Source organism: Streptomyces pseudovenezuelae (genome assembly GCF_001513955.1).
Classification (GTDB): Bacteria; Actinomycetota; Actinomycetes; order Streptomycetales; family Streptomycetaceae; genus Streptomyces; species Streptomyces pseudovenezuelae.
The window spans coordinates 182,533-194,535 of record NZ_KQ948148.1 but is presented as its reverse complement, the minus strand read 5'-3'; the positions used below and the strand labels follow the sequence as shown (position 1 = coordinate 194,535).

Annotated in this window: 13 protein-coding genes; 7 read left to right on the top strand and 6 right to left on the bottom strand. The window is 71.7% G+C overall.

The genetic code is table 11. From position 1 onward, the window contains the following. The first annotated feature begins 106 nt into the window (after positions 1-106). The 4 genes from AQI94_RS44035 to AQI94_RS21285 all read left to right on the top strand — a co-directional run bounded on the left by AQI94_RS44035 (position 107) and on the right by AQI94_RS21285 (position 3,080). Positions 107-271 carry a DUF4177 domain-containing protein gene (locus AQI94_RS44035; RefSeq protein WP_086724107.1) on the top strand — a complete coding sequence of 55 codons (165 nt, stop codon included), beginning with the start codon at positions 107-109 and terminating at the stop codon, positions 269-271. Further along, positions 268-738 carry a RidA family protein gene (locus AQI94_RS21295; protein ID WP_031043215.1) on the top strand — a complete coding sequence of 157 codons (471 nt, stop codon included), beginning with the start codon at positions 268-270 and terminating at the stop codon, positions 736-738. The genes AQI94_RS44035 and AQI94_RS21295 overlap by 4 nt, the downstream gene beginning before the upstream one ends. Before the next feature lie 645 nt (positions 739-1,383). After that, positions 1,384-2,253, top strand: coding sequence for an NUDIX hydrolase (locus AQI94_RS21290; protein ID WP_031043217.1), 870 nt, complete (start codon positions 1,384-1,386; stop codon positions 2,251-2,253). Next, complete coding sequence (locus AQI94_RS21285) at positions 2,250-3,080, top strand: MBL fold metallo-hydrolase (protein ID WP_031043220.1); 831 nt, start codon at positions 2,250-2,252, stop codon at positions 3,078-3,080. Before AQI94_RS21290 ends, AQI94_RS21285 begins: the two co-directional genes overlap by 4 nt. Before the next feature lie 54 nt (positions 3,081-3,134). On the opposite strand, the gene AQI94_RS21280 is transcribed toward AQI94_RS21285, so the two are convergent. Both AQI94_RS21280 and AQI94_RS21275 read right to left on the bottom strand, forming a co-directional pair. After that, complete coding sequence (locus tag AQI94_RS21280) at positions 3,135-3,977, bottom strand: nucleotidyltransferase domain-containing protein (RefSeq protein WP_031043223.1); 843 nt, start codon at positions 3,975-3,977, stop codon at positions 3,135-3,137. Positions 3,978-4,478: 501 nt separating this feature from the next. Further along, on the bottom strand, positions 4,479-5,153 hold the full coding sequence (locus AQI94_RS21275; protein WP_007383667.1) for a Crp/Fnr family transcriptional regulator: 675 nt from the start codon (positions 5,151-5,153) through the stop codon (positions 4,479-4,481). 336 nt (positions 5,154-5,489) lie between these two features. On the opposite strand from AQI94_RS21275, the gene nth reads away from it, so the two are divergent. The 3 genes from nth (at position 5,490) to AQI94_RS21260 (ending at position 8,644) form a co-directional block, all read left to right on the top strand. Continuing rightward, positions 5,490-6,446, top strand: a complete 957-nt coding sequence (nth, locus tag AQI94_RS21270; protein ID WP_031044700.1) for an endonuclease III — start codon at positions 5,490-5,492, stop codon at positions 6,444-6,446. A gap of 208 nt (positions 6,447-6,654) precedes the next feature. Further along, positions 6,655-7,353, top strand: coding sequence for an NUDIX hydrolase (locus AQI94_RS21265; RefSeq protein WP_031044703.1), 699 nt, complete (start codon positions 6,655-6,657; stop codon positions 7,351-7,353). 91 nt (positions 7,354-7,444) lie between these two features. Next, positions 7,445-8,644 carry a MarP family serine protease gene (locus tag AQI94_RS21260; protein WP_031044706.1) on the top strand — a complete coding sequence of 400 codons (1,200 nt, stop codon included), beginning with the start codon at positions 7,445-7,447 and terminating at the stop codon, positions 8,642-8,644. 22 nt (positions 8,645-8,666) lie between these two features. On the opposite strand, the gene AQI94_RS45695 is transcribed toward AQI94_RS21260, so the two are convergent. The 4 genes from AQI94_RS45695 to nhaA all read right to left on the bottom strand — a co-directional run bounded on the left by AQI94_RS45695 (position 8,667) and on the right by nhaA (position 11,860). Then, positions 8,667-8,852, bottom strand: a complete 186-nt coding sequence (locus AQI94_RS45695) for a hypothetical protein (protein ID WP_078902717.1) — start codon at positions 8,850-8,852, stop codon at positions 8,667-8,669. Between the two features lie 85 nt (positions 8,853-8,937). Then, positions 8,938-9,879 (bottom strand): alpha/beta fold hydrolase, encoded by a 942-nt coding sequence (locus AQI94_RS21255; RefSeq protein ID WP_031044709.1) that lies wholly within the window; start codon positions 9,877-9,879, stop codon positions 8,938-8,940. Further along, the gene (locus tag AQI94_RS21250; protein WP_031044711.1) at positions 9,876-10,382 is read right to left on the bottom strand and encodes a phage holin family protein; all 507 of its coding nucleotides are present in this window, start codon (positions 10,380-10,382) and stop codon (positions 9,876-9,878) included. The genes AQI94_RS21255 and AQI94_RS21250 overlap by 4 nt, the downstream gene beginning before the upstream one ends. A gap of 59 nt (positions 10,383-10,441) precedes the next feature. Further along, positions 10,442-11,860 carry a Na+/H+ antiporter NhaA gene (gene nhaA, locus AQI94_RS21245; RefSeq protein ID WP_031044714.1) on the bottom strand — a complete coding sequence of 473 codons (1,419 nt, stop codon included), beginning with the start codon at positions 11,858-11,860 and terminating at the stop codon, positions 10,442-10,444. Positions 11,861-12,003: the final 143 nt, after the last annotated feature.

Here is a 12,003-nt window from a genome sequence, read left to right as displayed (position 1 = left end):
ACCAGTCGGCGGCGAACCTAAGCAGGAGGCTGTGGATAACGCGGGCACCGGCTGTGGGTGAGCAGCGGCTGAAAGCCAGGGCTGAGCAGCGGCTAGAGTCGGCCGCATGACCAAGAAGTGGGAATACGCGACCGTGCCGCTGCTCGTCCACGCCACGAAGCAGATTCTGGACACCTGGGGCGAGGACGGGTGGGAGCTCGTGCAGGTCGTGCCCGGGCCGAACAACCCCGAGCAGCTGGTGGCGTACCTGAAGCGGGAGAAGACGGCGTGAGCGGGGCGGTCGAGGCGCGGCTCGCGGAGCTCGGACTGACACTGCCGGCGGTCGTGCCGCCGCTGGCCGCGTATCAGCCGGCCGTGCAGTCCGGGGTGTACGTGTACACCTCGGGCCAGCTGCCCATGGTCGACGGCAAGCTTCCGGTCACCGGCAAGGTGGGCGCGGAGGTCACGGCCGAGGAGGCGAAGGCGCTGGCCCGCACGTGTGCGCTGAACGCGCTGGCAGCGGTGAAGTCCGTGGCCGGTGATCTGGACCGGATCGCGCGCGTGGTGAAGGTCGTGGGGTTCGTGGCGTCGGCCTCGGACTTCACAGGACAGCCGGGTGTGATCAACGGCGCGAGCGAGCTGCTGGGCGAGGTCCTCGGCGACAAGGGCGTCCACGCCCGCAGCGCGGTGGGCGTGGCCGTCCTGCCCCTCGACGCCCCGGTCGAGGTCGAGGTCCAGGTGGAACTCACCGAGGCGTGATGCCTGCGGCGGCTGGGCGGGGTCGGCGGGGGCGCGGGCAGCGCGGGCGGCTGTGCCGGGGCGGGCCGAGGCGAGAACGGCCCGTCGTGGTGGGTCGAGGTGACTACGGCTCGTCGTGGTGAGGCTGGGTCCCTACGGCTCGTCGTGGTGGGGTTGAGTGAGAGCGGCTCGTCGCGGTGGGTCGGGGTGACTACGGCTTGTTGTGGTGGGTCGGGGTGACTACGGCTCGTTGTGGTGGGTCGAGGTGACTACGCCTCGTCGTGGTGGGTCGAGGTGACTACGCCTCGTCGTGGTGAGGCTGGGTCCCTACGGCTCGTCGTGGTGGGTCGAGGTGAGAACGGCCCGTGGTGGTGGGTCGGGGTGAGAGCGGCTCGTTGTGGTGGGTCTGGGTGGGAACGGTTCGTCGTGGTGGGTCGAGGTGAGAACGGCCCGTCGTGGCGCGACTGACCGCACCTCCCCAGGGGCGCGGGGAACTGCGCGACCAGCCACGACGCATCCGCACCCGCCCGACGACACAGCGAGGCACCCCCTTAGGCGCCCCGCCCAGGCCCAGCGCAGCTGCTCACGACCAGCCACGACCCACCCGGCACCCCCCACACCCGCCCGGCCCTCGAACATCCGCGCCCCAGGAGTTAGCCTCCGGCCATGGCAAACGGGCAGTGGTACCCAGCGGAATGGCCGGACCGTATCCGCGCGCTGGCGGACGGCACGCTCGCGCCGGCCACGCCGAGACGCGCCGCCACCGTGATGCTGCTGAAGGACGGCCCCGCCGGGACCGTCGTACACATGCTGCGCAGGCGGGCCTCCATGGCGTTCGCCGGCGGCGCGTACGCCTATCCCGGCGGCGGCGTCGACCCCCGTGACGACGAGCACCAGATCCATTGGGCGGGCCCCACGCGCGCGTGGTGGGCGGCCAGGCTCGGCGTGGACGAGACGACGGCTCAGGCGATCGTCTGCGCGGCCGTGCGGGAGACGTACGAGGAGGCGGGCGTCCTGCTCGCCGGGCCGACCGCCGAGACGGTGGTCGGTGACACCACGGGCGCGGAGTGGGAGACGGACCGGGCCGCCCTCGTGGCGCGGGAGCTCTCCTTCGCGGAGTTCCTGGAACGTCGCGGACTCGTGCTGCGATCGGATCTGCTCGGGGCCTGGACGCGCTGGATCACGCCCGAGTTCGAACCCCGCCGCTACGACACGTGGTTCTTCGTCGCCGCCCTCCCGCAGGGGCAGCGCACGCGCAACGCCTCCACCGAGGCCGACCGCACGGTGTGGATCAGGCCCGAGGACGCGGCGGACGGCTACGACAAGGGCGAGCTGCTGATGATGCCGCCCACCATCGCCACCCTGCGCCAGCTCACCGCGTACGGCACCGCCGCCGCCACGCTCGCCGCCGCGCCCGACCGTGACCTGACCCCTGTGCTCGCGCAGGCCCGCCTGGTGGACGGCGAGATCGTGCTGTCCTGGCCGGGACACGACGAGTTCACCAAACACATCCCGACCGGTGGAGCCTCCGCATGACCGACGCCGCAGCCCTGCCCGGCCAGCCACGGGGCGGGGTCCTCTCGGGCCCCGCCACCCCACGGGCCGTCAACGTCCTCGCTCCCAACGCCTCCGCGATGACCCTGGACGGGACCAACACCTGGATCCTCTCGGAACCGGACTCGGACCTGGCGGTCGTGATCGACCCCGGCCCCCTGGACGAAGGGCACCTGCGCGCGGTCGTCGACACCGCAGAGGCCGCCGGCAAGCGGGTCGCGCTCACGCTGCTCACCCACGGCCACCCCGACCACGCGGAGGGCGCCGTCCGTTTCGCCGGGCTGACCGGCACCAAGGTGCGGGCTCTCGACCCCGCGCTGCGGCTGGGGGAGGAGGGGCTCGGCGCGGGCGAGGTGGTGCGCGTCGGCGGGCTGGAGCTCAGGGTCGTCCCCACTCCCGGCCACACCGCGGACTCGCTGTGCTTCCATCTCCCGGCCGACCAGGCCGTCGTGACCGGCGACACCGTCCTGGGGCGCGGTACGACCGTCGTGGCCCATCCCGACGGCCGCCTGGGCGACTATCTGGACTCCCTGCGGCGGCTGAGGTCCCTCACGGTCGACGACGGCGTCCACACCGTCCTGCCCGGCCACGGGCCCGTCCTGGAGGACGCCCAGGGTGCCGTCGAGTTCTATCTCGCCCACCGGGCCCATCGGCTCGCCCAGATCGAGACGGCCGTGGAGAACGGACACCGGACCCCCGGTGCCGTCGTGGAGCACGTGTACGCGGACGTGGACCGCTCGCTCTGGCCCGCCGCCGAGCTGTCGGTGCGGGCCCAGCTGGAGTACCTGCAGGAGCACGGGCTCATCTGAAGGGCTTCATGCATAGAAGGCTTCACGCATAGAAGGCTTCATGCCCAGAGGGCTTCACGCCTGAAGGGCTTCGCACCTAGGGGCCTTCACGCCGTGCACGCGCGTGTACTCGGCTGCCAGCCAGGGGCCCAGGTCGTCGACAAACGCGCGCAGTACGGCCGGGTCGGCGGTCGGGTCGTGGCCCAGGGCGGCCGCGGCCCTCACCTGGCCTGCGCGCTCCGGGTAGTACGCGGCGCAGACCTCGGCCATCTCCCGCAGGTCGCTCGTCCAGCCGTTCCAGCGGGGCATGACCAAGGTGAACGCGGTGCGGACCAGGCGGCGGGAGATGACGCGGACGAGGCGGGTCCGGGTCTCGTCCGCGTCCGCCGTCCCGATCCGTTCGCGCCAGCGGGGGAGCAGGAGGGCGAGGTCGCCGTTCGTCTCGCGGGCCAGGAGGGAGTCGGGGCGGTAGCGCGGGAGGTACTCCGCGAGGTCGTCGCCGAGCAGCGGGGTGCACAGACAGGCCACGAACCAGCCCAGGTCGTGGCGCTCCAGGTCGCTCAGCAGGACATCCCGGCCGTACAGGAGCGTCCCGACGCCGTCGATCTGCGGGAACTCCTTGTCCAGGGCCTCCCCGAGTTCCCGTACGCCCTCCCGGTCCGCGTCGGACGGTTCGTCCCGCAGGGCGAGCAGGAGGTCGAGGTCGCTGCGGCCCACGCGCGCGGTGCCGCGCGGGATCGAGCCGTAGAGGTACGCGCTGTGCAGGCGCGGCCCGAACAGCTCCAGCACCCGGTCGCGGGCGGCGGCGACGACCGGGCGGAAAGGCTGCGGGATCCGCCCGAGGGAGCCCTCGCGCTCGATGCAGCCCTGGGCGTCGAGTCCCTTGGGGGCGATGGACGGAACAGATGCGGCGGCCATGGGATCACTGTGCCCGGGGGCCGACCCGTGGGCAGCTCATTTACGGCCCTGGGCGGGCCGTGTGGGGCCTGTGGGGCCGTACAGGGTCAAGCGTCACCGATGACACGCAGGGGGCGCATGTGGCGGCCGCAGGCGCAGCTCACGGCGATCACGTGATCGGACGCCGCGAGCTCCTGCGACGGCGAGGCGGGGCCGGGTGCGGGGCCAGCGGGTCCCGGCGCGCTCGCGGACCGTGCGGCCTCGCGGACGCGTTCCGGTGGCCCCGGCCGAGTCCCGTCCCATGGGCCCTCTCGCGCGGTGCCGACCGTGGCCCCCCAGACGACGCACCGGCCAACCGCCTCCGCGCGTCCCGCCCCCGGCCGGACGCGAAGTGCCCCGGCCGTACGCGAGGGGCCCCGGCCGTACGCGAAGTGCCCCGGCCGTACGCGAAGTGCCCCGGCCGTACGCGAAGGGCCCCGCCAGCCGGCGGGGCCCCTCTGCGTCGTTCGTACGGTCACGCGCTCAGCGCGAGCGCTTGGCGAGCCTCTCGACGTCCAGGAGGATCACCGCGCGGGCCTCCAGGCGCAGCCAGCCGCGCTGGGCGAAGTCCGCGAGGGCCTTGTTGACCGTCTCGCGGGAGGCGCCGACCAGCTGGGCCAGCTCCTCCTGCGTGAGGTCGTGGACGACGTGGATGCCCTCCTCGGACTGCACGCCGAAGCGGCGGGAGAGGTCGAGCAGCGCACGGGCCACGCGGCCCGGCACGTCCGAGAAGACCAGGTCGGACATCTGGTCGTTGGTCCTGCGCAGCCGCCGCGCGATGGCCCGCAGGAGCGCGGAGGCCACCTCGGGACGCGCGCTCAGCCAGGGCTGGAGGTCGCCGTGGCCGAGGCCGAGCAGCTTGACCTCGGTCAGCGCGGTGGCGGTCGCCGTGCGCGGGCCCGGGTCGAAGAGCGACAGCTCGCCGATGAGTTCGCCGGGGCCGAGAACGGCCAGCATGTTCTCGCGACCGTCGGGTGAGGTGCGGTGGAGCTTCACCTTGCCCTCGGTGACCGCGTAGAGCCGGTCACCCGGGTCGCCCTCGTGGAACAGGGAGTCGCCACGCGCGAGAGTCACCTCACTCATGGAGGCGCGCAGTTCCGCGGACTGCTCGTCGTCGAGTGCCGCGAAGAGCGGGTTGCGCCGCAGAACGTCGTCCACGAGTTCTCTCCTTGTCGACCTGCTCAGGGGATCTTGTTCCCCTTTGGTACCAGGGGAACCCGGTGCCCATTTTGCCGGACGGTCCAAACAGTGTGATCTGTCACAAGGATGCCGCACACATGTCCCGGGGTAAGCGGCAGGGGTCCAATTGGGGGCCGGTCTTCGGGGTCCGGGGCGGATGTCAGTGCCGGGCTCTAGGCTGGCCGGGTGTCCAAAACGCCGGTGAGAGCACAGGCCAAGGGGGCTGGGCGGGTGGTTGCACGTCGGGATTCCGCTCTGGGCGAACAGGGCGTCGGGGGCGGAAAGAAAACGGCAAAAGCGGCAGGGAAGGCTCCGGTGGAGAAGAGGGCTTCGGCGAAGAAGACGGCGGAGAAGACAGCGGAGAAGGTGGCGAAAAAGGCGGCTCCCGTGCGCAAGGCCGCCGCCGCGAAGAAGACGACCGCCGCTCCCGAGCAGGCGGCGGCTGCGGTCAAGAAGGCGTCGGCCGCCAAGACGGTTGCCACGAAGCCCCCGAGGAGCGAGTCGCGGACCGCTCTCGTCCGCCGTGCCCGGCGCATCAACCGCGAGCTCGCGGAGGTGTTCCCGTACGCCCACCCCGAGTTGGACTTCGAGAACCCCTTCCAGCTGATCGTGGCGACGGTCCTGTCCGCGCAGACCACCGACTTGAGGGTCAATCAGACGACCCCGGCGCTGTTCGCCAAGTACCCGACCCCCGAGGACCTGGCCGCGGCCAACCCCGAGGAGGTCGAGGAGATCCTCCGGCCGACCGGGTTCTTCCGGGCCAAGACCAAGTCGGTGATAGGGCTGTCCAAGGCCCTCGTGGAGAAGTTCGACGGCGAGGTCCCGGGGCGGCTCGACGACCTCGTCACGCTGCCCGGTGTGGGCCGCAAGACCGCCTTCGTCGTCCTCGGCAATGCCTTCGGGCGGCCCGGCATCACCGTCGACACCCACTTCATGCGGCTGGTCAGGCGCTGGCGGTGGACCGACGAGACCGACCCCGACAAGATCGAGGCGGCCGTCTCCGCGCTCTTCCCGAAGAGCGACTGGACGGATCTGTCGCACCACGTCATCTGGCACGGCCGCCGCATCTGCCACGCCCGCAAACCCGCCTGCGGCGCCTGTCCCGTCGCGCCCCTCTGCCCGGCCTACGGCGAGGGCGAGACGGACCCGGAGAAGGCGCACAAGCTCCTCAAGTACGAGAAGGGCGGCTTCCCGGGACAGCGGCTGAACCCCCCGCAGGCCTACCTGGACGCGGGCGGCAAGGCCGCGCCGCCCCTGGGGGCCACCGGGTGAGGACACGGACGGCGGGTCCGGGCGGACCGGCACGGGCCGGAACACCGAGCCGGGCCCTGCAGCTGAACCGGACCGGAGAACCGGGCCGGACCGGAAATCCGACCCGGACCACAGCGCCGACCCCGCCGCCCGAAGCCCGGTGGCGTGCCCGGGCGGAACGATCTAGGGCCTGTCGGGCGTTGGGCAGTGCAGGACGACGGGGGTGGCGATGACACGGGCGAGCCATACGGAGGGCGTGACGCTCAGCAAGGACGGCCTGCCGGGCTGGCTGGACCCGGTGGTGCACGCCGTGGAGACGATCGAGCCGCTCCAGCTGAGCCGCTTCCTGCCGCCGGCCAACGGCGCGGGACGGCAGTCGGCGGTGCTGATCCTGTTCGGCGAGGGCGGCGAGGGCGAGCGCGGACCCGAGCTGCTGCTCATGGAGCGGGCGAGTTCGCTGCGGTCGCACGCCGGGCAGCCGTCGTTCCCCGGCGGCGCGCTCGACCCGGAGGACGGTGACCCGAAGGGCGACGGGCCGCTCAGGGCCGCCCTGCGCGAGGCCGAGGAGGAGACCGGCCTCGACCCCTCGGGCGTCCAGCTCTTCGGCGTGCTGCCCAAGCTGTACATCCCGGTCAGCGGCTTCGTGGTGACCCCGGTGCTGGGCTGGTGGCGCGAGCCGACCCCGGTCGGGGTCGTCGACCCGAACGAGACCGCACGCGTCTTCACGGTTCCCGTGGCGGATCTCACGGACCCCGACAACCGTGCGACGACCGTCCACCCCAGCGGACACCGAGGTCCGGCATTCCTGGTCGAATCGGCACTGGTCTGGGGCTTCACCGCCGGAATCATCGACCGCATCCTGCACTACGCGGGCTGGGAGCGTCCCTGGGACCGCGAGAAGCAGGTCCCGCTCGACTGGCGCGCATGACAGGGTGGCGTCCGTGCTGTGTCTTCCCGGGGACAGCCCCCGGCCGGCCGACCTGTGGTGAACGCGAAGTGATGAGGCGAGGCTCGAACCGGTGAACGTGCTGGACATCCTGTTGCTGGTCGCCGCCGTGTGGTTCGCGATCGTCGGCTACCGCCAGGGCTTCGTCGTAGGCATCCTGTCGGTGATCGGGTTCCTGGGGGGCGGTCTCGTCGCCGTCTACACCCTCCCCGTCATCTGGGACGCGCTGACCGACCACGCGGAGGTCGGCACGGTCGCCGCCGTCGTGGCCGTGGTCGTCGTCATCGTCTGCGCCTCCGTCGGCCAGGCCCTGACCACCCACCTCGGCAACAAGCTGCGCCGGTACATCACCTGGTCCCCGGCCCGGGCCCTGGACGCCACCGGCGGCGCCCTCGTCAACGTCCTCGCGATGCTGCTGGTGGCCTGGCTGATCGGCTCCGCCCTCGCCCAGACCACCATGCCCACGGTCGGCAAGGAGGTCCGCAGCTCCAAGGTGCTCCTGGGGGTGCAGGAGGCGCTGCCCGGCGCCGCCGACACCTGGTTCAAGGACTTCACCTCGGTCCTCGCGCAGAACGGCTTCCCGCAGGTCTTCAGCCCCTTCTCCAACGAGCCCATCAAGGAGGTCCAGCCGCCCGATCCCCAGCTCGCGCACAGTGCCGTCGCCACCCGCGCCCAGCGCTCGATCGTCAAGGTCATGGGCACCGCGCAGAGCTGCGGCAAGGTACTGGAGGGCACCGGCTTCGTCTTCGGCGACCGCCGTGTCATGACCAACGCCCATGTCGTCGGCGGCGTCGACGAGCCCACGGTCCAGATAGGCGGTGAGGGCAGGAAGTACGACGCCACGGTCGTCCTCTACGACTGGGAGCGCGACATCGCCGTCCTGGACGTGCCCGATCTGGACGCGCCCGCGCTGAAGTTCACGTCCGAGGACGCCGCCAGCGGGGACAGCGCGATCGTGGCCGGCTTCCCGGAGAACGGCTCGTACGACGTCCGCTCCGCGCGCGTGCGCGGGCGCATCGACGCCCACGGACCGGACATCTACCACCGGGGGACCGTCGACCGCGACGTCTACTCCCTCTACGCGACCGTCCGCCAGGGCAACTCCGGCGGCCCGCTGCTGACCCCGCAGGGCAGGGTCTACGGCGTGGTCTTCGCCAAGTCGCTCGACGACGCCGACACCGGGTACGCGCTCACCGCGGACGAGATCCAGGAGGACATCGCCAAGGGTCGTACCGCGAACCAGCAGGTGGACAGCGACAGCTGCGCACTGTGAGAGGTGCCGGACGGCGGGTGCGTCAGCCTCGGGGGTGACGCAGGCGCACCGAGACCCAGCGGGCCCGGCGGCGCAGGATGCGCGGGATGCCCACCCTCAGATCCGTGCCGCCCGGCAGGTGCGGGGCACCGCCCTGATGGTGGGAGCTCAGGGCAGCGCCCGAGCGTCGATTGCGTGCCGCGTCACCGTAGTCGTGCGTCCAGCCCATACCCGGACGTGTGCCCCTGCCCCAAGGTCGATAACCGCCCCCACGCCCCCCAATTGGCCTATGCGCCGGGCAAGTGGCCGTTCGGTCACCGATCGGGTTCGGGGTCCTTCAACCAATTGATCAGTTCTGTCGAGAAGGCGACCGGATCCTCCTCGTGCGGGAAGTGTCCGAGGCCGTCGAACAGCCGCCAGCGGTACGGCGCTTCGACGTACTCCCCGGACCCGGCCGCGCTGCGCGTCCGCATCACCGGGTCGAGCGAGCCGTGCAGATGCAGGGTCGGCACGCGCACGGGCCGCTTCATGCGCCGGTTGAACTGGAGGCCGTCGGGACGGGCCATCGACCGCACCATCCAGCGGTACGGCTCGACCGAGCAGTGCGCCGTCGAGGGGATGCACATCGCCGCGCGGTAGGTCTCCACCGCCTTGTCGTCCGGCAGCCGGGGGCCGGACCAGTCCCGGATCAGCTCGGCGACCAGCGCGCCGTCGTCCGCGGTCAGCTGCCGCTCGGGGATCCAGGGCCGCTGGAACCCCCAGATGTAGGAGCCGGCCCGCGACTGCTTGACGTCCGAGAGCATCGCCGAGCGCCAGCGCCGCGGATGCGGCATCGAGGCGACCGCCAGCCGGCGTACGAGCTTGGGACGCATCGCGGCCGCCGTCCACGCCAGATAGCCGCCCAGGTCATGGCCGACCAGCGCGGCGTCCGGCTCACCGAGGGAGCGGATCACCCCGGTGACGTCGAGGGCGAGGTTGGCGGGGTCGTAGCCGCGCGGGGTGCGGTCGCTGCCGCCGACGCCGCGCAGATCCATGGCCACGGCCCGGAAGCCGGCGTCGGCGAGCGCCTCCAGCTGGTGGCGCCAGGTCCACCAGAACTGGGGGAAGCCGTGCAGGAACATCACGAGCGGTCCGTCGCCCAGTTCGGCGATGTGGAAGCGCGCGCCGTTGGCCGCCACGTCCCGGTGCGTCCAGGGACCGTCGGGCCGTACGAGAGAGGCGGGCTGCTGCGCCGAAGGGGCGGCGGGATCGGTCATGACGACGAGCGTGCCACAGCCTCGATGGCCTTCGTCTCCCGGACCCGCTCCTCCAGGGCCTTGTTGTCGTTGCCCGGACGCGGGTGCGGCTTGGCGTTCTGCAGCACGCCGGCCGTCTCCTTCATCGAGGCGGCGACCTTCTGCGGGCCCTTGCTCTTCTGCGCCTTCTTGGCGAAGACGACACCGATCAGCGCGAGGACGAGCGCGACCAGGACGTTGGCGGCGAAGGACAGCAGGAAGCAGACCGCGAGGTTCCAGTCGCTCCAGGTCCGGATGCCGTACGCCAGCGCGAAGTTGAGCATCGGCAGCGAGAACAGCAGGACCCCGCCGGCCACGCTGAACATGCCGCCGCTCACGGCGCCCCGCTTGACGTCCTGCTTGAGCTGCGCCTTCGCCAGCGCGATCTCGTCGTGCACCAGTGCCGACATCTCGGTCGTCGCCGAGGCGAACAGCTGGCCGATGCTGCGTTCGGCGCCGACCGGGCTGCCGTCGGGTGCGCTCATCGCGGTCTCCCTCATCACTGACTCTGTATGGGCCGTGTCTTTTGTACCGTCCCGTCAGATCATGCCCGACGGTCGTCCTCCTCGCCTGCCCCGCCCGTCACTTCGGCAAGCCGCTCGGCGGTCTTGCGCTCGGCGATGCGCCGGTGCTCGGCGGCCTTGCGGTCGTAGATGGCCGCCATGCGCAGGTGGTACGCGGGGTCGTCCTCCTCGTACACGTCCGGGATGCCGTCCTGGTCGTCGTCGCGCTCCTCGGACTCGTAGAGCTTGCGGTACCGGGCGTTGCGCAGCTTCAGCAGCACGGTCGCGAGGACGGCGGCGGTGAGCGAGCCGAGCAGTACGGCCGCCTTGACCTCGTCGGTCAGCGTCGCGTCGCCGTCGAAGGCGAGCTCCCCGATGAGCAGCGAGACGGTGAAGCCGATGCCCGCGAGGGTCGCCACGGCGAACACGTCGGCCCACTGGAGGTCGTCGCTGAGCGAGGCCCGGGTGAAGCGGGCCGTCAGCCAGGTCCCGCCGAAGATGCCGAGCACCTTGCCGAGGACCAGCCCGAGCACCACGCCCAGTGTCTCCGGCTGGGTGAACACATCGCCGAGCGCGCCGCCGGAGACGGAGACACCCGCGCTGAAGAGCGCGAACAGCGGGACGGCCAGGCCCGCCGAGAGCGGCCGTACGAGATGCTCGATGCGCTCGCCCGGGGAGAGCTTCTCGTCCTCCCGCCTGGTGCAGCGCAGCATCAGGCCCATCGCGACGCCCGCGATCGTGGCGTGGATGCCGCTGTTGTACATCAGCGCCCAGATCACCAGCGCGAGCGGGACATAGACGTACCACCCGCGCACGCCCTTGCGCAGCAGCACCCAGAAGACCGCGAGGCCGACGACCGCGCCGCCGAGCGCGGCGAAGTCGATGTCCGCCGTGAAGAAGACCGCGATGATCAGGATCGCGAAGAGGTCGTCGACGACGGCGAGGGTGAGCAGGAAGGCGCGCAGCGCGCTCGGCAGCCAGGTGCCGATGACGGCGAGCACGGCCAGCGCGAAGGCGATGTCGGTGGCGGTGGGCACGGCCCAGCCGCTCAGGGAGCCGCCGCCGGTGAGGTTGGTGAGCGTGTAGACGAGAGCCGGTACGGCCATGCCGCACAGGGCGGCGGCCACGGGCAGCGCGGCCGCTTTGGGGTCCTTCAGATCACCGGCGACGAGCTCGCGCTTGAGCTCGATGCCGGCCACGAAGAAGAAGATCGCGAGGAGTCCGTCGGCGGCCCAGTGGGCGATCGACAGGTCGAGCCCCAGGGCCGCGGGGCCCAGGTGGTAGTGGCTGACGCTCTCGTAACTGCCCTGCAGGGCGGGGACGTTCGCCCAGACCAGCGCGGAGACCGCGGCGATGAGCAGCAGCACACCGCCCACCGTCTCGGTGCGCAGCGCGTCCGTGACGAAGGTCCGCTCGGGGAGGGAGAGACGTCCGAGGACCTTGCGAGAGGGCGCGGGCATCAGGGGGACCTCCGGTCGGTGGGCAGGGCAGTACTACTCGCCGACCAGACTTCCCGGCACACCTTGAGGGTCACGCTCTTTTGCTTAGTTTACCTAAAAGGGGCGCCGGGCGCGCTTCCGCGTCCGGCGCCCCTGTGTGCGGA

Coding starts and splice junctions, on each gene's coding strand:
- AQI94_RS21265 (WP_031044703.1), top strand. CDS start 6,655: ATGACACGGGCGAGCCATACGGAGGGCGTGACGCTCAGCAAGGACGGC.
- nhaA (WP_031044714.1), bottom strand. CDS start 11,860: ATGCCCGCGCCCTCTCGCAAGGTCCTCGGACGTCTCTCCCTCCCCGAG.
- AQI94_RS45695 (WP_078902717.1), bottom strand. CDS start 8,852: ATGGGCTGGACGCACGACTACGGTGACGCGGCACGCAATCGACGCTCG.
- AQI94_RS44035 (WP_086724107.1), top strand. CDS start 107: ATGACCAAGAAGTGGGAATACGCGACCGTGCCGCTGCTCGTCCACGCC.
- AQI94_RS21290 (WP_031043217.1), top strand. CDS start 1,384: ATGGCAAACGGGCAGTGGTACCCAGCGGAATGGCCGGACCGTATCCGC.
- AQI94_RS21250 (WP_031044711.1), bottom strand. CDS start 10,382: ATGAGCGCACCCGACGGCAGCCCGGTCGGCGCCGAACGCAGCATCGGC.
- AQI94_RS21280 (WP_031043223.1), bottom strand. CDS start 3,977: ATGGCCGCCGCATCTGTTCCGTCCATCGCCCCCAAGGGACTCGACGCC.
- AQI94_RS21255 (WP_031044709.1), bottom strand. CDS start 9,879: ATGACCGATCCCGCCGCCCCTTCGGCGCAGCAGCCCGCCTCTCTCGTA.
- AQI94_RS21285 (WP_031043220.1), top strand. CDS start 2,250: ATGACCGACGCCGCAGCCCTGCCCGGCCAGCCACGGGGCGGGGTCCTC.